Annotated in this window: 11 protein-coding genes; 4 read left to right on the top strand and 7 right to left on the bottom strand. The window is 64.5% G+C overall.

What is annotated here, in order from left to right; genetic code table 11:
• Nucleotides 1-72 precede the first annotated feature (72 nt).
• Nucleotides 73-3,252 (top strand): ATP-binding protein, encoded by a 3,180-nt coding sequence (locus tag ACOJCM_RS01435; protein ID WP_445210276.1) that lies wholly within the window; start codon nt 73-75, stop codon nt 3,250-3,252.
• Here the strand turns inward: ACOJCM_RS01435 and ACOJCM_RS01430 are convergent.
• Entirely contained in the window at nt 3,175-4,917 is a 1,743-nt protein-coding gene (locus ACOJCM_RS01430; RefSeq protein WP_445210275.1) for an NAD(P)-binding protein, read from the bottom strand. The two genes, ACOJCM_RS01435 and ACOJCM_RS01430, sit on opposite strands and share 78 nt — an antisense overlap.
• A gap of 805 nt (nt 4,918-5,722) precedes the next feature.
• Between ACOJCM_RS01430 and ACOJCM_RS01425 the strand changes: the two genes are divergently transcribed.
• The 3 genes from ACOJCM_RS01425 to ACOJCM_RS01415 are packed head-to-tail and all read left to right on the top strand — an operon-like array spanning nt 5,723 to nt 12,356.
• Entirely contained in the window at nt 5,723-7,906 is a 2,184-nt protein-coding gene (locus ACOJCM_RS01425; protein WP_445210274.1) for a type VI secretion system Vgr family protein, read from the top strand.
• Nucleotides 7,903-11,301 carry a toxin VasX gene (locus ACOJCM_RS01420; protein WP_445210273.1) on the top strand — a complete coding sequence of 1,133 codons (3,399 nt, stop codon included), beginning with the start codon at nt 7,903-7,905 and terminating at the stop codon, nt 11,299-11,301. The genes ACOJCM_RS01425 and ACOJCM_RS01420 overlap by 4 nt, the downstream gene beginning before the upstream one ends.
• Entirely contained in the window at nt 11,298-12,356 is a 1,059-nt protein-coding gene (locus ACOJCM_RS01415; RefSeq protein WP_445210272.1) for a hypothetical protein, read from the top strand. The genes ACOJCM_RS01420 and ACOJCM_RS01415 overlap by 4 nt, the downstream gene beginning before the upstream one ends.
• 146 nt (nt 12,357-12,502) lie before the next feature.
• On the opposite strand, the gene ACOJCM_RS01410 is transcribed toward ACOJCM_RS01415, so the two are convergent.
• The 6 genes from ACOJCM_RS01410 to ACOJCM_RS01385 all read right to left on the bottom strand — a co-directional run bounded on the left by ACOJCM_RS01410 (nt 12,503) and on the right by ACOJCM_RS01385 (nt 20,356).
• A complete protein-coding gene (locus ACOJCM_RS01410) occupies nt 12,503-13,327 on the bottom strand; it encodes a class I SAM-dependent methyltransferase (RefSeq protein WP_445210271.1) in 825 nt (274 codons plus the stop codon).
• Between the two features lie 151 nt (nt 13,328-13,478).
• Entirely contained in the window at nt 13,479-14,378 is a 900-nt protein-coding gene (locus ACOJCM_RS01405; RefSeq protein WP_445210270.1) for a hydroxymethylglutaryl-CoA lyase, read from the bottom strand.
• 309 nt (nt 14,379-14,687) lie between these two features.
• Nucleotides 14,688-16,736, bottom strand: coding sequence for an acetyl/propionyl/methylcrotonyl-CoA carboxylase subunit alpha (locus tag ACOJCM_RS01400; protein ID WP_445210269.1), 2,049 nt, complete (start codon nt 16,734-16,736; stop codon nt 14,688-14,690).
• On the bottom strand, nt 16,733-17,560 hold the full coding sequence (locus tag ACOJCM_RS01395) for an enoyl-CoA hydratase/isomerase family protein (protein WP_445210268.1): 828 nt from the start codon (nt 17,558-17,560) through the stop codon (nt 16,733-16,735). Before ACOJCM_RS01395 ends, ACOJCM_RS01400 begins: the two co-directional genes overlap by 4 nt.
• 7 nt (nt 17,561-17,567) lie before the next feature.
• The gene (locus ACOJCM_RS01390; RefSeq protein ID WP_445210267.1) at nt 17,568-19,175 is read right to left on the bottom strand and encodes a carboxyl transferase domain-containing protein; all 1,608 of its coding nucleotides are present in this window, start codon (nt 19,173-19,175) and stop codon (nt 17,568-17,570) included.
• Between the two features lie 11 nt (nt 19,176-19,186).
• Nucleotides 19,187-20,356, bottom strand: coding sequence for an isovaleryl-CoA dehydrogenase (locus ACOJCM_RS01385; protein ID WP_445210266.1), 1,170 nt, complete (start codon nt 20,354-20,356; stop codon nt 19,187-19,189).
• Nucleotides 20,357-20,441 lie beyond the last annotated feature (85 nt).

Here is a 20,441-nt window from a genome sequence, read left to right as displayed (position 1 = left end):
GGCGGCGCACATTAGCGGAGCGTTAGCCAACCATCCCCTCATGCCCCACCCACCCGGCAAAGGAAGCCACCAGTGATCCTCCCCCAAGACGGGCGCTTGCGTCTCGATCGTGAGCGCTTGAAGCAGCATCGCAAACGGCTGGGCCTGAGTCAGGAGGCGCTGGCCGAATACTGTTTTGACCGTCGCTTGTGCGTCTCCATCGCTTCCATCAAGCGGGCGGAGAGTGGCAAGGCGGTGCTTTATCGAACTGCACGCCACTTGGCTGAGATCTACGAGGTCGAGGTCGAGGCGCTGTCGGTAGATGCCGAGGAGGCCGCCGCCGTGTCCGCCGCCGATGTGGAGGAGATGGAGAGCGCCCGTGTGCTGATCCAGCTGCATACCGTGGCGGCCGATTCGTCGGCCCTGGCGAGCTGGGTCGAGCATTTCGGCGGTAGCTTGGCGGAAGGGGGCACGGCGCTATTCGGGTTGCCCCGGGCGTACCGCAGCGATGCGCAGCGTGGTCTGCTGTGCGCCGCCACCCTCGTGGAGCAGGGCGTTACCCGTAGCGTTTATCTTCAGGCCGGCCACTGGCCCTCCGATACGGCCCCCGCGATAGCGGAGGGGCAGAGTGGCGTTCGGGTCGAGCGCGGGGTGGCGGTGCAGTTGGCGGAGCGCTTCGTTTTCGATGATGAAGGCGGGGAGTGGCTGCGCTATCGCCAGCCCCGGGACGAGGCGCATGAGGCCCGCTTCGATCTGGTGGGACGTCGGGTGGAGCTGGGGCAGCTGCAAGCCATCCTGGAGAGTACCCGGGCCTACCAGGCCGGCCATCTGGTCTATATCCGCGGCGTGGCGGGCATCGGCAAGACGCGCCTCAGCGCCGAGTTTGCCGAGATGGCCGCGACCCATGCCGATCATCACCAGGCCGAGGTGCTGGACTTCGGTACGCGTGCCGATGAAGGTCCACTGATGCAGCTCACACGTTCGCTGCTGCAAACTTTCGGCGAGGCGCAGGGTGAGGTAAAGGAGCAGGCGCAGGGGGAGGGGAAGGTTCAAACCATAGACGAGACACATCTGCTCGCTCGCCTTTCGGCGCTGCGCCTGCCCGTGGATCACGCCATGCTGCTGCGCCCGCTGTTGGGATTAGCTCAGCCGGAGGAGGCGCAGCGTCTCTATGCGGCCATGATCCCCGCGATCCGCAGCCAGCGCTTGATACAGGCACTGCGCGACGTGCTCCTGGCGCGCTCTATCCATCGCCCCCAACTGATGGTGGTGGAGGATCTGCACTGGGCCGACGAGGCGCTGCTGGCCACCCTCACCGGTCTGCTGCAGGAGACCCAGGATGCGCCGGTGATCTGGCTGTTCACCTCGCGCCTGGAGCAGGACCCGCTGGAGAGCCGCCTGCGCCCGCAACTGCCTGACCTGCCGCTCACGCTGATCGAGCTGCCGCCGCTGCGCGCCCAGGAAGCCGAGGCCCTGGTGGCCAGCTTCGGTACGGTGCCCGCAGAACATGCCGCCCGCTGCGTGAGCCAGGCCCAGGGCAACCCGCTGTTCCTCACCCAACTGTTGCTGTTCCACCCCCACCGCAGCCTGCCGGCCAGCCTCGCCAACCTGGTACAGACCAAGCTGGACCAGCTAACCGACCTGGATCGCCGGGCCATGTGCATTGCCGCCGTGATGGGACAGCGCTTCTCCCTGGCGCTGCTGCAGGAAGTGCTGGGGCAGGCCGACTATCGGCCCGAGCTTCCCCAGCGCTACAGCCTGGTACGTCCGCTGGAAGAGGGTAGTTACCGCTTCGTGCACGACCTGATCCTGCAGGGGATCTACGAAGGGATTCCCAAGATCCAGCGCGACCGTTTGCACCTGCGCCTGGCCGCGCTGTATGGCGAGGCGGAACCGGGGCTGCGGGCGCGACACCTTCACCGGGCGCGCTCGCTGGAGGCGCCGGAGGCGTTCCTGCAGGCGGTGGCGGCGGAAATGGCCCGCTACCGGCACGAGGAAGCCCTGGCGCTGCTGAAGCAGTGCCGCTCCATCGATTATGCGCCGAAGGACGAGTACCGGCTGATGCTGCTGCAGGGCCAGGTGGCGATGGCCACCGGGCGGATCCAGGCGGCGCGGGAGCACTTCGAGGCGTCGCGTGCGTTCGCCCGGGAAGAGTGTCAACGCATCAGCGCCGACCTGTGGCTGGCCCGGGTGCTGAACATGCTCGATGCCCTGGAGGCGGAGGAGGCGATACTCGATGGCCTCCTGCCCCTGGCCGAGGCGCTGGAAGACCCCTTGCCCCTGGCCGAGGCGCTCTACCTCAAGGGCAACCTCTATTTTCCCCGGGGCGATTTCGCCACCAGCCGGGCCTATCACACCCGGGCCCTGGAGCAGGCCCGCCGCGGCGGCGACGTGCGCACCGAGATCCAGGCCCTGAGCGGGCTGGGCGATGCTCACTATGCCGAGGGGCAGATGCGCAGCACCCTCGAGCTGTTCGACCACTGTGTCGCGCTCTGCCGTACGCATGGCCATGCCGATCTCGAAGCTTCCAATCTCTTTATGCTGGGTACGGCCCGTATCTACGCCAACCAGACCGAGGCGGCGCTGGCCGACTGTTTCGATGCCGCCGAGCTGGGCAAACGGGTCGGCAACCGGCGGGCCGAGGTGGTGGCGCGGCTCACGGCGGGCTGGATTCTCATCTCACAAGGAGAGCCCCAGGCGGCCAACGAGCAGCTCGAACAGGCGCTGGAAGTGGCGCGCACCCTGGGTTCGTGGCGCTTCGAGGCCTTTCTGCTGGAGAGCCGCGCCCGGGTCGAGCTGATTACCGGCGAGCTGGACGAGGCGCGAGCCAGTATTGAGCGCGCCTGGCAGTTGGTGGAGCAGCATGGGATGCAGGCCTTTATTGGCCCTTGGGTGCTGGGCACCCGGGCGCTGCTGGAAGAGGAGCCCGAAACGCGCTTGGCGACGCTTGCGCAGGGCGAAGCGCTGCTGGACGCCGGCTGCGTGGGGCACAACGGCTACCGCTTCCTGATCACAGCGGCGGAGGTAAGCCTGCTCGACAACCGCGCCGACGCGGCCCGCCACTATGCCCAGCGCCTGACCCAACTGATGGGGGCGGAACCCTGCGCCTGGGGCGAGCACCACCGGGCGCTGATCGAGATCCACGCCGATTGGCTGGAGAACGGTCAGAGCGACGACGAGCGCGCCCTGGAATCCTTACGGGCTTGCTGGCGCCGGGGCGAAGCCGCCGGACTTCGGATGACGCTGCCCCGCCTGGCTGCCACTCGCCGCTAGTCGTAGCGGGTCCTTCCGCCGCTCCGGTGTCGCCAGCAACAGCTCGACGAGATGCGCCGACTGCTCCAGGCACTGCTCCTGCAGGCCGGCACCGCGCGTCCAGCCGCCGGCAAACAGCAGCGGGCACACGTCTTGTTGGCCCTCCAGGCGCCGCCGGGCGGTGATCTGGTTGTAGCGCTCAATATCGGCTTGCGCCTCGAGGCACTCGGCATCCAGCACGTTGTGCTTGAATAGGGTCCAGGCCTTGGTTTCCAGCGTGGGGTCCAGGGGCGGCAGTCGGTCACGATAGCCTGCCTCGCTGGGTGCGGCGTTCGCCAGCGCCTCGGGGGCGTCCAGGGGTGAGTGGCGCCGTTCGAGCATCTCGCTGCGGGGGATGCAGTTGAGATCATCCACCAGGGAGACGAAGTACTGCGGCAGCCCGGCCTGGTTGTAGGCGGGATTCTCGGCATCGTTCTGGTGGCGATTGGCCACGTAGTCGATGCGGTAGGGGAAGAAGGTGTCCTCGGGGTTGCGCACCTCGATATTGTAAGTGCGCCACAGGTTGCGATCGGGTGGCAGGTGGGCGGCGGCGGTATGACACACGCCGAAGCTACGGGTATAGCGCACCTTGCCGAGAATATGCTGCAGCTCGCGCTGGGTGTCGCTCAGGCCGGAGCCGAAGGTCAGCAGCGGCAGGGCATCTTCGGCATGGGTGGCCATGATCAGCATGTCCGCCTCCCAGCGGCGCTCGCCGGGCGCACGCTCCGTCAGCGTCACGCCCTGCGGCGAGAGGCTGGCTTCCACCTCGATGCTGCGCAGGATCTCGACTCGGGCGCCCGGCGTCAGCGGGTGGGTGATATGCGCGGCCAGGGCCTCCAGCCAGTGCTGGGCGCCGTGCTCGAAGTAGCGGCGGTCCGGGGGCGAGCCGCCCTCCTGAATGCGGTAGTACTCGAAGGGCGCCTGGAGCGGCATGCCGCCCGGGCCGCGATCGTCGGCGAAATACATGGCTGAGATGCGCGGATAGTAGATGGTGTGGCGGATACGCTCCAGCCGGGCCGGCAGCGCTGGGTCCTGCCAGTCGATGGTGACATGCAGCTTATCCGCCGCCGCGTCCAGCATCTCCGCGGGCACGGCGACACAGGCGTCGAAGAAGTCGTCCACCGTGTAGCGCGGGGTAATGCGTCGGCTCTCCACCAGATCGATGGCGCTACGGTGTACCACGGCGATCAGCATCGCCAGCCGGCCGCCTTCAAGCTGGTTCATATCGTGGGCCGGGTCGCTCACGCCGCGGAACAGGTCCCTGTCGTCGGTCAGGGCGATACGCCCGTCGCGGCTGAAATAGCTCTCGGTGTTCTCAAGGGGCTTCATGCGCTCCAGCTCGCCGATCTCGCCGAGTATCGCGCGCAGGCGGTGATAGGTCGCCAGGTTGACGTCATTCACCCCCAGGTCGGCCCAGCGGCGATAGGGCGAATCGGGCATACCCGGATAACGCCGGTTGCCCAGGTCGACCCACACCGTCTCGGCGTTACCGCCCAGGGTGGCCTTGCGCTCGAAGAGGGTGACTTCGAGCGGCCGTGCCGCCTCGCCGCCGGGCTCGTGCCTGCCGAGTTTTTGTAAGTAGTAGGCCAGCGACAGGCCGGAAACCCCGCCGCCGAAGATGGCGACCCGTAGCGGTGCATGGTCCATGATGAAGCTCCCCCGATGACGATTTCCGCAAGCATCCACCAAGAGCACGTCGCCACCAAGGGCCTGAGAGGTGTTGATACCGAAGTGATCCGTTGCGCTGCCTGAGGCGGTTTCAGCGCATGTGCTGATACCGAGGTGATGCGGTCGGCTCTATCACAATACCGTTAGGCTGTGCCAGCCTAGCAACCGGCGAAGCGAGCTCCTGTCAGGGCACACAGCATAGGCTGAGTGTCATATTCTTGGCGGGAAACCTGCGCCCGTTGCGACAGAACGTGGGCGCGTCACGAAGGGAACCAACATGGCTTTCCTGTCACCTGACCCGAAACTGCGAGCGGTAGAACGGCGGAACGCCCGCCTGCGCGCCAAGAGCTTCGCCACGTTTTTCGGCGTCCTGTGGCGTGGGATGGTACGCGGCGTCCTGTTCCTGCTGCGGCATCGCCCGCGCCGCCCAGAGAACTCTGGCCAAGCAGCGCAAGGCAATCAGTGCGACAAGGGGACGAAGTAATCGCCTTGTGATCCCTTTTGACCCAGCTCAGTGTGTTGGAAAGGGGCTCGGTGGTACGAAAGCCTAATGAGCCTGTTTGAGGCACAGTCATAAGCCCCGGAGCCAAATGCTTGGCTCCGGGGTTTTTTGTTTCGGGGGAAGGCAGCCTGGGCTGCTCAGTCTCCTTTGTGGTCAATTTCCTACAATTCTACCGGCGAAGCGCCACAGAAACCCGACCCTGCGATTGTTACGATTTTCGCGCGAGAAACCCGCGAACATTCCAACGATCAATAAATGGACTTCCAGCCGCAGGGAGGCGAAATGGCCCAGGCCACCGGATTGCAATTCACGCTGTCCTTGTCCGGAACCGAGGACCTGGCGGTCATCGCGTTCACCCACCGCGAGCGCCTCTCCGCCCCCTTTGAGCTCACGGTGCGTTTCGCCAGCCGCGACGGTAGCCTCGGCGCTGCCGACGTTCTCGACCGCGAGGCCACCCTGACGATCTGGCAGGAAGGCGAGGTGCTGCGCCGTGTCCACGGTATCGTCAGCGAGTTCGCCCGCGGCGACCGCGGCCACCGCCGCACCTTCTACCGGATCGAGATCCGTCCCGCGCTGTGGCGCCTCGGCCTGCGACACAACTCGCGTATCTTCCAGGAGGTCTCGCCGCTCACCGTGCTCAACACCCTGTGCGATGAGCATGGCCTGACCGACATCGCCTTCGTCGCCACCCGCGAACCCGAGCCGCGGGAATACTGCGTTCAGTACCGTGAGACCGACCTGGCCTTCGTCGAGCGCCTCGCCGCCGAAGAGGGGTTGTTCTACTTTCATGAGTTCTTTGAGGTCGGTGGGGAAGCAGGAGCGCGAGCCGCTCACCGCCTGGTCTTCGCCGACGCGCCCCAGGTTCTTACTCACCTGGGCAGCCGCACCTACCATAGCTGCGCTGGCGGCACGCCGCCGACCCGCCACGTGCGCAAGCTCGAGCAGTTCGCCCGCATCGCCCCGGCCTCCACCACGCTCAAGGACTACTCGTTCAAGCGCCCGGCCTACGGGCAACGGCACGACCACGCCGCACGCGATCTCGAAGCCCACGGGCAGAGGGCCGTCGTAGAAAAAGGGTACGAGCACTACGACTTCCCCGGCCGCTACAAGCACGACGCCTCCGGCGAGGCCTTTACCCGCATACGCCTCGAAGCGTTGCGCCAGGAGGCCAGCACCGCCGACGCCGAGAGCGACCTGCCCGAACTCGCCCCCGGTGTGCACTTCACTCTGACCGACCACGACCTCGACGAGCTCAATCAGGATTGGCAGGTCATCCAGGTCGTCCACCACGGTAGCCAGCCCCAGGCCCTGGAAGAGGACAGTTTCCTTCAGAGCATCGGCCAAGGCCAAGGAGAGGGAGTTGACGGCACGGAAGGCGGCATGACTCGCTACCACAACGAACTGGTGCTGATGCCCGCCGACCTGACCTGGCGCCCCGAGCCCGCCCCCCGGCCCCGGGTCGACGGCCCGCAGGTCGCCTTCGTCGTCGGGCCCGAAGGCGAAGAGATTTACTGCGACGCGCACGGCCGGGTCAAGGTTCAGTTCCCCTGGGACCGCTACGCCGAGCCCAACGAAACCGCCAGTGCTTGGCTCAGGGTGAGCCAGGACTGGGCCGGTGGCGGCTACGGCAGCCTCGCCATCCCCCGCATTGGTCATGAAGTGATCGTCAGCTACCTCGAGGGCGATCCCGACCAGCCGTTGATCACCGGGCGCGTCTACAACGCCGTCAATACGCCGCCCTACGCACTCCCGGCCCACAAGACCCGCACCGTCATCCGCACCCAGAGCCACCAGGGCGAGGGGTTCAACGAACTGCGCCTGGAGGACGAAGCGGGCCAGGAACAGATCTGGCTGCACGCCCAGAAAGACCTGGAGCTGCTGACGAATCACAACCGCACCGAAGAGATCGGCAACGACAGCCACCTCACGGTTTGCCGCCATCGCCTCGGTGAGATCCACGCCGACGACCACCTCAGCGTGCATGGCCAGCGCCACACCCAGGTCGACGGCGACGACCACCTCATCGTCGGCGCCACCCGCCACGAAAAGACCGCTCGCGCCCTGCTCGTCGAAGCCGGGCGGGAGATTCACCACAAGGCCGGCAGCAGAACGGTGATCGACGCCGGCGCCGAGATCACCCTTCAAGCCGGGGGCAGCTTCCTCAAGCTCGACCCCAGCGGCATCACCATCGTCGGCGCCCAGGTCAAGATCAACTCCGGCGGCAGTCCCGGTTCGGGGAGCGGGCAGGGGGCCCAGCCCCCGGAGCTGCCACGGCACGCTGAGGGAGAAGAACACTCGCAGGCCACCTTCTCCGGCCAAGGGCCGAGCCAACGGGCGCCGCTGGTCGAGGCAGAAGGCCTGGGTGAACGGGAGTTGCTCGTCGACGTCACCAGCGGTAGCCGGGATGGTCAGCAGGTGCGTCTGCGCAAGGGGCGGGCCCGGACGAATGGAGAGCAGAACGGATGAGCGAAGGCGATCTCAAGGAACTGCAGGATGAGGAAGTCGCCCTGGGCGTGCGGCGGCGTACCGAATACGATGACGTGGAAGACGGCACCCTGGCGCTGGTGATTCCCAAGCGTGAAGGCAGCGGCGAGATCGAGATACCGCTGGTGGAGCATGCCAGAACCGTTTTCGAGCGCACCGATGGCAACCTTCAGGACAACACCCTGTTGGCCGTACGCCCCCTGGCGGAAATCGGGCGCAACCGGCCCGTTCAGCGGAGTGGGGTAACGATCCATACCGGTATCGCCACTGCCATGTTGCGCCCGGGTTATCTCTACGTCTTCTTCGACAACCGCCTCTGGCGCGAACTCGAGGTCGGCCCCGATGGCAAGCTCAGCGACGTGGACCTGGAACACTATCGTGAGCAGGCCGAGCGGGGCGAGACGCCCAACGAGCGCGGTAGCGAAGGCGAATGGCTCGATGACATCCTGCTACCGGCGATGCTGCAGGGGCAGGCTACCCTGCATCGCGTGCGCCTCGCCTACAGCGAGATTGCCTGGAGCTGGCCCTATATCACCTGGCTCGAAGCGAATCCTGGCCGACTCGAGGCGCGCACCACATCCGTAGGGCATGCCCATGCCGCGATCCTTGACATGGAAGGCTGGCTCTCCATGCAGACCGGTTTCCCCGCCGGTCGCGTGGCCGAGCAGCCGGTACTACGCGAACGCGACCTCGGTGTCGAGCTGATGCTCCAAGCACCGGAGTCTTTTACTCCCGACTTTACCGCGCCGGCAGACGATGAACTGTGCGCCAAGCTCAAGGCCTTATGGGAGCAGGCCGGGGAAACCGATCGTGCTGCCACCCTGGCGCTGGAGTGCGAGGCGGGCACCGATTTGCTGGATGCCATCCGCGATAACCCAGGCATCGTCGCCGTGGCACTACCGGACCCCCTGTTCACGCTGCGCCATGCCCTGGCCCAAATCCACCTCGCCGAACACTACCTGGATGGCCTCGACAGCCGGCTGGCCGACAATCCCTTGGGGCATTCGGCCAAGCTCATTCGTCAGGCCCTCTTTACCGCGCCGAGCAGTGGCGAAGCGAATCCGCTTGCCGAGTTTCAGGGCGCCATCGACCCGGCCAAGCTCGATGCCACCCTGGAGCAGGCCGAACGCAACGCCGCGCTTGATGTCGTGCGCGCTCAGCTCGACGCGCTCCAGCAACTGGCCAGCCAGGGCCAGCTCACCGCCGTGCTACGCGATTCTACCAGCCACGATGAGCTGGGCATCTGCGAAGGCTACGCCCTGTGTGGCGACCTCTACGGCGTGCTGCAACAGCTTCCCGGTGTGCTCCACGACCAGGGCGACACCCACCAGGAAGCCCGTACCCGGCAACTGCTCAAGACGCTGTTGACCGACCGGGAGCTGCAAACGCTCTGGAGTGCCGAGGAGAACGAGGCCGCTGAAGCAGCGGCTGATGACGACAACAACGACGGCAGCGGCAACTTCCGGCCTGCCTTCCTGCGCCGGCTTGCCCAGGACGACCGCGACATCGACGAAGCCCTGGCCGCGAGCCTGGGGCTGGAGACCCTGGGGTTGATCGCCCAAAACCTGACCGAGCAGGAACAAGCCCAGCAGGCCGGTGTGCTCAGTGTGGCCAACGCCGGCAAGGTTGGCGGCTTGGTCAATACGGTGGTGGGGCAATGGAGCCAGGCCGTGCTGCGGGCAGCGGAGCGGGTCGGCGACGATGTAGACGTGATCCACATGCGCCGTGTGTTCACCGCCGTGGGTACCCATGCCAACCTGGTCGATGGCTCCCTGAGGGGCGAGCTGCAAGTCATGCATCGCAGCGATGTCGACTTGAGCCGCTACGTCATCGTCGGTGTGCATGGCGACGGCATCGAGTGGGGCCTGACCGAGCGCGACCGTACCAGTGGCATCCTCCAGACCCAGCGAGACTACCTCTACGCCGAGCAGGTTGACCCTAGGGGCAAAGTGCAAACCTCGACCAGCCCGAAACGCATGTCGTCGGAAGTCGACGACGCTATCCGCCAAGTCGCCGGTCATGTCCTGGTGTACGTACTCCCCGCCGGCCACCCCGAAGCCGCGAAGGTCGCGCAACTGCGCCTGGCCAAGCTTGCGGGGCAAGTAAAAGTGGTGATAGATGGCCCAGCAGTATCGAGATTGTTGGTGGGGTTTGCGATATATAACCTTGGGCGAGAAATTTCAATTGCAGTTGAAGCACGTAATGATGGTGAACTGACGGGGCTTCAGTTTTCTAAGGTGATGACTAGCGCAGTAGATCTGGGCGCCGCAATAATGAAATTGCATGCTGCTCTACATCCAGAGCCAACCTCAATGGCGGGTCGCATTATTCAAAGACCTTTGTTTGATGTTAAGAACTGGCCTATTGTTGGGAAAAGATTGGCTAAGGTGGGGGCGGGTACATTAGTTCGTACCATTGGTCTGGTTAACTTTTTCGCTGGTGTGATGGTGGTTGGAGTCAGCAGCTGGGAGCTGCGTAATAGCTTACAGCAGGGGGATCGTGATGCGGCTCTCGGCCATGGTGTTGCGATTGCCGGCGGTGTGCTATTCCTGGCTGCCCCCCTGATGGCGGGACTGATCATGATTCCTGGCTGGGGATGGGCGCTGCTGGGCCTGGGGCTGGCCATAGGCGGGTCCAGCTATGCCGCGATGAACCAGGATATCCCTTTCGAGCAACTGCTCAAGCAGGGGCCCTTGGGGACCCATCCCGATAGCGCCATGGCATCAGCTGACGATACCGGTTATTACCCTCAGCTGTTGACGCTGCTGAGCCCGGCGCAGATCGAGGTGACACGCTACGGTAGCTTGGGTACCGAAGAGCGCCAGGCGTTGCTGGAAAGCGTATGGGAATCCACGACAGATACCCCTAGCAATCGCGACTATGTAGTCACCATCAATACGCCGCTGATCAGCCGCTACAAGATTGGAGAAACTCTGAGCCTTGCGGTTCAAGAGCTGGAGCAGACCGATACCGGCACCATTACACCCCTTGGTACTTATGAGCGGCTCTCGTATATCACTCGTACACCGGAGCCATTCGAGATCGGTAAGCGCCAGTTGCTGCCGCAGCAAAGTGCGGTACGCTTTCTTGTCAAGCGTAAAGTGGCGGAGGAGAGCTTCCAGATGGCTGGCACCAACGTGTCTTCCACGGCACGCCTGCGCATCGCCCTGCAGGCGAGAATCGAGTGGGAGCTGGGCGAGATGGTGCTACCCACCCCATTGTTGAGCGAGTACGAGCCATTTGTGGAAGGACAGCACGATGCATTGCCGGCCCGGTCGTATCGTACGGTGAACAATCCGATCGCTGATTTCATCAGATCCTTCACGGGGCGCTCCCAGGATCTACGTTACTGGTACATCAAGGAGTTTCAGGTATGAAAGGGGAAAACTCCTGCCATTATGGCGCCGATGCTTACCGTGCTGGTTCCATTCCCGCGATGCCTGTACCGCCAAAGAAGCGCGAGCGTATCGGTGAGGAGCTACTGCCCTTTGGCGATTACGCCGGTATCGATCCCTACCAACAGCTCTGTGAGGATGCTGAGTTCGTTCAGCATCAGGATCATCAGGACAAGTCATTCTATGAGACGGATGACTGGTGGTGGGATCACCAAAGGATACGCTTCCTTAGGCATAATTTAGGAATGTCTGTTTTTCTTGTTGCAATTCCATATTTTATTTTTACCGTATTAGGCATTCTCTTGATGTATGTTAGTACGAAATTGACCTTTTATTTGGATTTTGCAATTGGTGTGCTATCCATTTTTTTAGGACTGCTTTTTTTTGCAGTAGGATTTATTTCTCTGATTGTTACTGTACCTTATATTAACCAGTTTTCTATAAATTTTGTCGTTTTGGCAACGTCGCCTCTTCACAAATATTTTTCCCGCCAGGGTCGGCGCTACATGGACAACCGCTGCAGCGAATTCAACCGCCAAACCGGAATGGTGAGCTTCGCCCAAGGCAAGAAGAAGCCGCCGCTGAAGGCGCCTTTCGTCGAGTTCGATGGCTATGTTGAGCGAGTGGTGCAGCGTGGCGGTATCTTCTATCGGCTGATGTTCGTGCACCGCTACACCGGCAAGCAGTTCAGCCAGACCACACTTAGCGCCATCGTCGACCATAAGCACGAGGTGCACGCCACATGGGACATGCTGCAGCGCTACATGGACGTGAGCCAGCCCATGCCCGACGTGCCACGCCTGGAGCCTTTCCGCCATCTCGACCCCACCACCGCAGAGCACGACCGGCAAACCGGACGTAACCCGCGCTACTGGCGCGACCTGGATCTGGAAGCCTGGAAGAAGGGCGAGGGCGCCGCTCTCCTCAAGGCCCAGATCGACTACCCCTGGTCCCGCCAGCGCTGCCAGCTCACTCCACAGCTTGGCAAAGTGGAGATGGCTTCCTACCGCGAACGGCAGGAGGCCGCGCTTGCATGAGTGAAGCAAACTCCTATCACTAAGGCCCCGGTGCCTACCGTGCCGATGGCCAGGCCTGCGTAAGCCAGGGGATTTAGAAGATCCCCTCCGTAATGGGACCTACCTTCATCCTCCCTGATGAAGGCTTGTCCATTAGCGGCAACGTGTCAGGATGCTGTCCGGGTAGCCACCACTTGCAGATACTGAGCCTTGACTCGAGTACTACCGTCAGTGGCTTCGTTATGACGGTTCCAGTGAGCCTCGAGATCGCGACGCAGTGACTCACGCTCGTCTTCTGCGAGCCTGGCCCAGGCGCGTTCGATGGGGCCGAAGAAGATTCTGTGGAATTCGACCACTTCGGGCACAGAAAAGGGATACTGGAAGATGACAGTCACCGGTTTAGTGTTCAGCTCGCTGACCCCCTCACGCAGGCGCTGGCGTACCGTGGCGGGGTCCCCCCAGAGCGCGGGCGAAGGCACCCCTTCAGGGGGCGGAGCGTGCTGGCCGACGAGCTTGAACATATCGCCGATGAAGCTATCCGGCATCCAGTTGGCCATGGCGATAGTGCCGCCGGGGCGGCATACACGCACCATTTCAGCGGCAGCACGCTCGGGTCGTGGAGCGAACATGGCCCCGTACATGCTCACTACCACGTCGAACGCAGCATCGGGTTGGGCCAGACGCTCGGCATCGTCAACCTCGAAGTGAATGTCCAGGCCTTCGGTGCGTGCTCGAGTACGGGCCTGTTCGATCAGGTTGTCGGCGATATCGATTCCCGTGACCGATGCCCCGGCGCGGGCCGCTGGAATCGCCAGGTTGCCTGTACCGCAGGCGACATCGAGCAGTCGGATCCCGGGCGTGATGTTCAAATCGGAAATGAAGTCGTCGGCATGGTGCTGGATGTATTTGGCGATTTCACCGAAATCGCCGGCCATCCAGGTCTTACGCATGCCCTCCTTGATGGTCTGGATATCAGGAGCATTGCCGGCCATATGGCCCCCTCGCATGGTTTGCCCATGCATTGTCATTGTGGGTTGGAATGCTCTATCCAGTGTAGATGCCGCCGCAGCAAAACATGGCGTAAGAATCAAAAGCCCCCGAGTCATCCGCATGACTCGGGGGCTTTGCGTTACTGTCACCTAATTACTTCGCCGCCAGCGCCACGCCTACCTTCGACCGATTCGGCCGGCCGATGGTCTGGGTGATCCAGGTGCCGGTATCGGCGAGCTTGTCGAGGTCGATGCCGGTCTCGATGCCGAGGCCGTTGAGCAGGTAGACGACGTCTTCACTGGCTACGTTGCCGGAGGCGCCCTTGGCGTAGGGGCAGCCGCCGAGGCCGGCGACGGAGCTGTCCACCACGCTGATGCCTTCTTCCAGCACGGCGTAGAGGTTGGCCAGTGCCTGCCCGTACGTATCATGGAAGTGGGCGGCGAGCTTTTCCATGGGGATGTCGCGGCTCACGGCTTCGATCATGCGCTTGGCGGCGAGTGGGGTGCCCGTGCCGATGGTGTCGCCGAGCGAGACTTCGTAGCAGCCCATGTCATAGAGTGCCTTTGAAACTTCGGCCACCTTGGCCGGGGCGATCTCGCCTTCGTAGGGGCAGCCGAGCACGCAGGAGACGTAGCCACGCACGCGCACGTTGGCCGCTTTCGCTCGTTCCAGTACCGGGGCGAAGCGCTCCAGGGATTCGGCGACGGAGCAGTTGATGTTCTTCTGCGAGAAGGCTTCACTCGCGGCGCCGAATACCGCCACTTCTTCCACGCCGCACTCCAGCGCCGCTTCCAGCCCCTTGAGGTTGGGGGTGAGGGCGGCGTAGGTGATGCCTTGGCGGCGCTTGAGGCCGGTCATCACTTCGCGGTGATCGGCCATTTGCGGCACCCACTTGGGCGAGACGAAGCTGGCGGCTTCGATATAGCCGATGCCGGCAGCACCCAGGCGGTCGATCAGTTCCAGCTTGGTGGCCGTATCGATCGGGTTGGGTTCGTTCTGCAGCCCGTCGCGAGGGCCGACCTCGACCAGGCGCACGCGCTTGGGAAATGCCATGTTCTACACTCCTTCCTGTTCACGGCCGAGGTTATGAACCGCGGCTGATCCGGCGCCAAGCCTTCGCGGAGGCGCTGTGAATCCTTCCTTGGCTATGCCTGAAAACTGGCTGCGCTCGGTCATACTGCGTTAGAAAACGGCTCAAAGTGCTCATTTACAAACACGTAAACTCCGTCTTTTCGCCGTTTTCTGCCTTGTCTGACCTTCGCTCGCCGACTTTTCAAGCCTTAGCCAGGGCGCTACATTTGCCTCGCACTGCATCCTGGCCCCGGCGCCGCTCACCTTGGCGCTCTCGGCTCCGTAGTCAGCTCACTCTGCGGGAGCGAATTCCAGCAACACATCGCCCTGGCCAACCGTATCGCCGGCATTGAAGTGGAAGCTTTCCACGTGGCCGTCGGCGGGGGCGGTCATGGTGTGTTCCATCTTCATGGCCTCCATGACCATCAGCGGCATGCCTTTCTCCACCTTCTGACCCGCTTCCACCAGCAGCGCGACCACGGTGCCGTGCATCGGCGCGGTGAGGGTCGATTCGGCTTCATGGTGGCCATGATCGATGGCGTCGATGCGGCGCCAGAACAGGCGGGTTTCGCCACGCGGGTCGACCATCACGACGACGTTGCCGTCGCGGCGTGCCTGCAGGCGGCGGCGGTGCCCGTTGAGGGTGACGGCCACGGCGTCGCCTTCCAGGTGCTGAAGGCGGGCGGTGAGGGTCTCGCCGCCGATGGTCAGATCCCACGGGTCGGCATCGCTTTCCCGGGTGCCTTCCACGACCACCACGTGTTCCGACCTTTCGTCCTCCTGCACGTGGGCCGGGTCGCACAGGGCGATGCGGATGGTGTGCGGGGCGTTGAGGCGGAAGCCGTCGTGGCGGTCCCACGGCGAATCGCTCTCGCACTCACGGGCGAGCTGGTTCAGGCCGATCAGCGCGGCGCCGGCGTACTCCTCGATGCCGTACTGCTTGGGCGCGAAGAGGGTGGCTTCGTTCTTCTCGATGAAGCGGGTGTCCAGCTCCGCGTTGCGAAAGGCAGGGTGCGTGGCCAACCGCTGCAGGAAGGCGCGGTTGGTCACCACCCCCTGTACGTCCAGTGCCGCCAGGGCCCGGTTCAAGGTGGAGAGTGCCTGGTTGCGGTCGTCGCCGTGAACGATCAGCTTGGCCAGCATGGGGTCGTAGTGCATGGAAACGGCGTCGCCGGTTTCCACGCCACTGTCCAGGCGCACCTGGCGCGGGTCGAGGCCGGCGCCCTTGAGGTCCATGGCGAAGCGCTCGAGGCGGCCGGTGGCGGGCAAGAAGTCCTGCTCCGGGTCTTCGGCGTAGAGACGTGCCTCGAAGCTGTGGCCGGTAATGGTCAGCTCTTCCTGCGACAGCGGCAGCGCTTCGCCCATGGCCACGCGCAGCTGCCACTCGACCAGGTCCTGGCCGGTGATCATCTCGGTGACGGGGTGCTCCACCTGCAGGCGGGTGTTCATCTCCATGAAGTAGAACGAGCCGTCCTTGTCGAGCAGGAACTCGACGGTGCCGGCGCCCACGTAGCCGATCTCCTTGGCGGCGCGCACGGCGGCTTCGCCCATCTCGCGGCGCAGCTCGGGCGTCATGCCGGGGGCGGGGGCTTCCTCGAGCACTTTCTGGTGGCGGCGCTGCACGGAGCAGTCGCGCTCGAACAGGTAGACACCGTTGCCGTGGCTGTCGCAGAACACCTGAACCTCGACGTGGCGCGGCTGGGTCAGGTACTTCTCGATCAGCATGCGGGTGTCGCCGAAGGCGGCCTGGGACTCGCGGCGACAGCCGTCCAGCGCGGCCTGGAAGTTCTCGCCGCTCTCCACCACGCGCATGCCCTTGCCACCACCGCCAGCGCTGGCCTTGAGCAGCACCGGGTAGCCGATCTCATCGGCTTCGCGCCGCAGCAGGGCGTCGTCCTGGTCGTCGCCGTGATAACCCGGCACCAGCGGCACGCCGGCGTTGGCCATGCGCGCCTTGGCGGCGGACTTGTCGCCCATGGCGGCAATGGCGGAGGCGGGGGGGCCGACGAAGGTGATGCCGGCGGCGTCCAGCGCCTGGACGAAGGCGCCGTTCTCGGAGAGGAAGCCGTAGCCGGGGTGAATGGCACCGGCACCGGTGCGCTTGGCGGCTTCCACCACCGCTTCTACCTTCAGGTAGCTCTCGCGGGCGGCGGCCGGGCCCAGGCGCACGGCTTCGTCGGCTTCGCGCACGTGGCGGGCGTTGGCGTCGGCGTCGGAGTAAACGGCCACGGTGCGCAGGCCCATGGCGCGGGCGGTGCGCATCACGCGGCAGGCGATCTCGCCGCGGTTGGCCACCAGCAGGGTGTCGAATGGGGTGGTGCGGGAATCGGTCTGGCTCATGAGCGGCGCTCCGAGGAATTCGTAGTGTCGTCGGCCCAGGCGGGGCGGCGCTTCTCGAAGAAGCTGGTCAGGCCTTCCTGACCTTCGGCGCTCACGCGCAGCTCGCTGATCACGCGGCAGGTGTGCTCGCGGGTGGCCTTGCTGTCGGCGTCGCGGGCCACTTCGGCCAGCAGCGCCTTGGTGGCGCGCTGGGCCTGGGGCGAGCCGGCCAGCAGCGTCTCGATCATCTCGCTGACGGCATCGTCGATGTGGTCGTGGCCGACGATCTGGTGGGCCAGGCCCAGTTCCAGCGCCTTGTCGGCGTCGATGACTTCGGCGGTGAGCGCGTAGCGGCGCATCTGGCGCGAGCCCAGGACGCGCTGCACGTAAGGGCTGATTACCGCGGGCGAGAGGCCGATCTTCACCTCGGAGAGGCAGAACTTGGCCTTTTCGCTGGCGATCACCACGTCACAGCAGGCGGCCAGGCCCACGGCGCCGCCGAAGGCTGCTCCCTGAACACGGCAAATGGTGGGGCAGGGCAGGCTGTCCAGGCCGTGCATCAACTGGGAGAGTTTGCGCGAGTCGGCCAGGTTGCCCTCGAAGTCGTACTCGACCATGCGCTTCATCCAGTTCAGGTCGGCACCGGCGGAGAAGCTCTTGCCCTCGGAGCCCAGCACCACCACGCGCACCTCACCGTGGCGGGCGTCGTCGTGGAGCTTGTGAAGATGCTCGTTGAGTTCGGCGATCAGGTTGTCGTCGAAGGCGTTGTGCACGTCGGGGCGATTCAGTGTCAGCCGGGCCACGCCGCGGTCGTCAATGTTCAGGTTCGAGTATGTCTGTGTCATGGCGACCTCACATCCGGAATACGCCGAACTTGGTGGATTCCACTTCCGCGTTCATCGCAGCGGCAAGCGACAGCCCCAGCACGTCGCGGGTCTGGGCCGGGTCGATCACGCCGTCGTCCCACAGCCGGGCGCTGGCGTAGTAGGGGTGACCCTGGCGCTCGTACTGTTCGCGGGTGGGTTGCTTGAAGGCTTCTTCGTCTTCCTTGCTCCACTCGCGGCCTTCACGTTCGTACTGCTCGCGCTTGACCTGGGCCAGCACGCCGGCAGCCTGTTCGCCGCCCATCACCGAGATGCGCGCGTTGGGCCACATGAAGAGGAGATTGGGATCGTAGGCGCGGCCGCACATGCCGTAGTTGCCGGCGCCGAAACTGCCACCGATCAGCACGGTGAACTTGGGCACCTTGGCGCAGGCCACCGCGGTGACGAGCTTGGCGCCGTGCTTGGCGATGCCTTCGTGCTCGTACTTGGAGCCGACCATGAAGCCGGTGATGTTCTGCAGGAACACCAGCGGGATCTTGCGCTGGGCGCACAGCTCGATGAAGTGCGCGCCCTTCACGGCGGATTCGGAGAACAGCACGCCGTTGTTGGCGACGATGCCCACCGGGTAGCCGTGGATATGGGCGAAGCCGGTGACCAGGGTGTCGCCGTAGTAGCGCTTGAACTCGTCGAAGTCGGAGTCGTCGACGATGCGGCCGATCACCTCGCGCACGTCGAACGGCTTCTTGAGATCGGTGCCGACGATGCCGTAGAGCTCGCTGGGGTCGAGACGCGGGGGCCTGGGCTCCTGCATCTTGAGCTGGCCGCGCTTCTGCCAGTTCAGCCGCGACACACAGGCGCGGGCGAGCTGCAGGGCGTGGGCGTCGTTCTCGGCGTAGTGGTCGGCGACGCCGCTCTTCTTGGCGTGCACGTCGGCACCGCCCAGGTCCTCGGCGCTGATGCTCTCGCCGGTGGCGGCTTTTACCAGTGGCGGGCCGCCGAGGAAGATGGTGCCCTGTTCCTTGACGATGATCGACTCGTCGGCCATGGCCGGCACGTAGGCGCCGCCGGCGGTACAGGAGCCCATCACCACGGCGATCTGCGGGATGCCTTCGGCGGAGAGGGTGGCCTGGTTGTAGAAGATGCGGCCGAAGTGATCGCGGTCGGGGAACACTTCGTCCTGGCGGGGCAGGAAGGCGCCGCCGGAGTCGACCAGGTAGATGCAGGGCAGGCGGTGCTTGCGGGCGATCTCCTGGGCGCGAATGTGTTTTTTCACCGTGAGGGGGTAGTACGTGCCGCCCTTGACGGTGGCGTCGTTGGCGACGATCACGCACTCCACGCCGGAAACGCGGCCGATACCCGTCACCACGCCCGCGGCGGGCACGTCGCTCTCGTAGACCTCATGCGCGGCCAGCGCCGAGAACTCGAGGAACGGCGAGCCCTCGTCGATGAGGTGGTCGATGCGGTCGCGCACGAACAGCTTGCCGCGGGATTCGTGCCGCGTGCGTGCTTTCTCGCCGCCGCCCTGGCTGATGGCCGCGGTCAGCTCGCGCAGCTTCATCACCTCGTGGCGCATGGCCTTTTCGTTGGCCTGGAAGCCGTCGCTGCGCGGATTGACTTGGGTGTTCAGGATCGCCATCGGGGTTCCCCTTACTTGGACTCGTTGAACAACTCGCGACCGATCAGCATGCGGCGAATCTCGCTGGTGCCGGCACCGATCTCGTAGAGCTTGGCGTCGCGCAGCAGGCGCCCGGTGGGGTACTCGTTGATGTAGCCGTTGCCGCCAAGCAGCTGGATGGCGTCCAGCGCCACCTGGGTGGCTTTCTCGGCGCAGTAGAGGATCACGCCGGCGGCATCCTTGCGCGACGTCTGGCCGCGGTCGCAGGCGGCCGCCACGGTGTAGAGGTACGCGCGGCAGGCGTTCAGCGTGGTGTACATGTCGGCGATCTTGCCTTGCACCAGCTGGAACTCACCGATGGACTGATCGAACTGCTTGCGCTCGTGGACATAGGGCACCACGACATCCATGGCGGCCTGCATGATGCCGATGGGGCCGGCGGCGAGCACGGTGCGCTCGTAGTCCAGGCCGCTCATCAGTACGCGCACGCCTTTGCCTTCCTCGCCCAGGATGTTCTCGGCCGGCACTTCGCAATCCTGGAACACGAGTTCGCAGGTGTTGGAGCCGCGCATGCCCAGCTTGTCGAGCTTCTGGGCGGTGGAGAAGCCGGCAAAGCCCTTCTCGATGATGAAGGCGGTAATGCCCTTGGAGCCGGCGTCCGGGTCGGTCTTGGCGTAGACCACCAGCACATCGGCATCGGGGCCGTTGGTGATCCACATCTTGTTGCCGTTGAGAATGTACTTGTCGCCGTCCTTGCGGGCGCGCAGCTTCATCGAGACCACATCGGAACCGGCACCCGGCTCGGACATGGCCAGTGCGCCGACGTGCTCGCCGCTGATCAGCCTGGGCAGGTACTTGGCCTTCTGCTCGGCACTGGCGTTGATCTTGAGCTGGTTCACGCACAGGTTGGAGTGTGCACCGTAGGAGAGGCCTACCGAGGCGCTGGCGCGGGAGATTTCCTCCATGGCGATGCAGTGCGCCAGGTAACCCATGCCGCTGCCACCGTCCTCTTCCGGCACGGTAATGCCGAGCAGGCCCATGTCGCCGAACTTCCGCCACAGCTCGTTGGGAAACTCGTTCTTCTCGTCGATCTCGGCGGCGCGCGGGGCGATCTCGTCGCGAGCGAAGGCATTCACGTGGTCGCGCAGCATGTTGAGTTCGTCATCGAGGCCGAAGTCGAGGGGCTTGTAGGACGTGAACATGGCGGCGGAACTCCCTTGTGTCAGTGGTAGACCAGCGGTTGGCTAGCAGTGCGGACGCAACAGCGGCTCGCAGTGTATTCAGGAT

It is taken from the genome of Billgrantia hypersalina, assembly GCF_052584175.1.
Note: the sequence above shows the minus strand (reverse complement) of the source record. Positions and strands in the feature narration are given on the sequence as shown.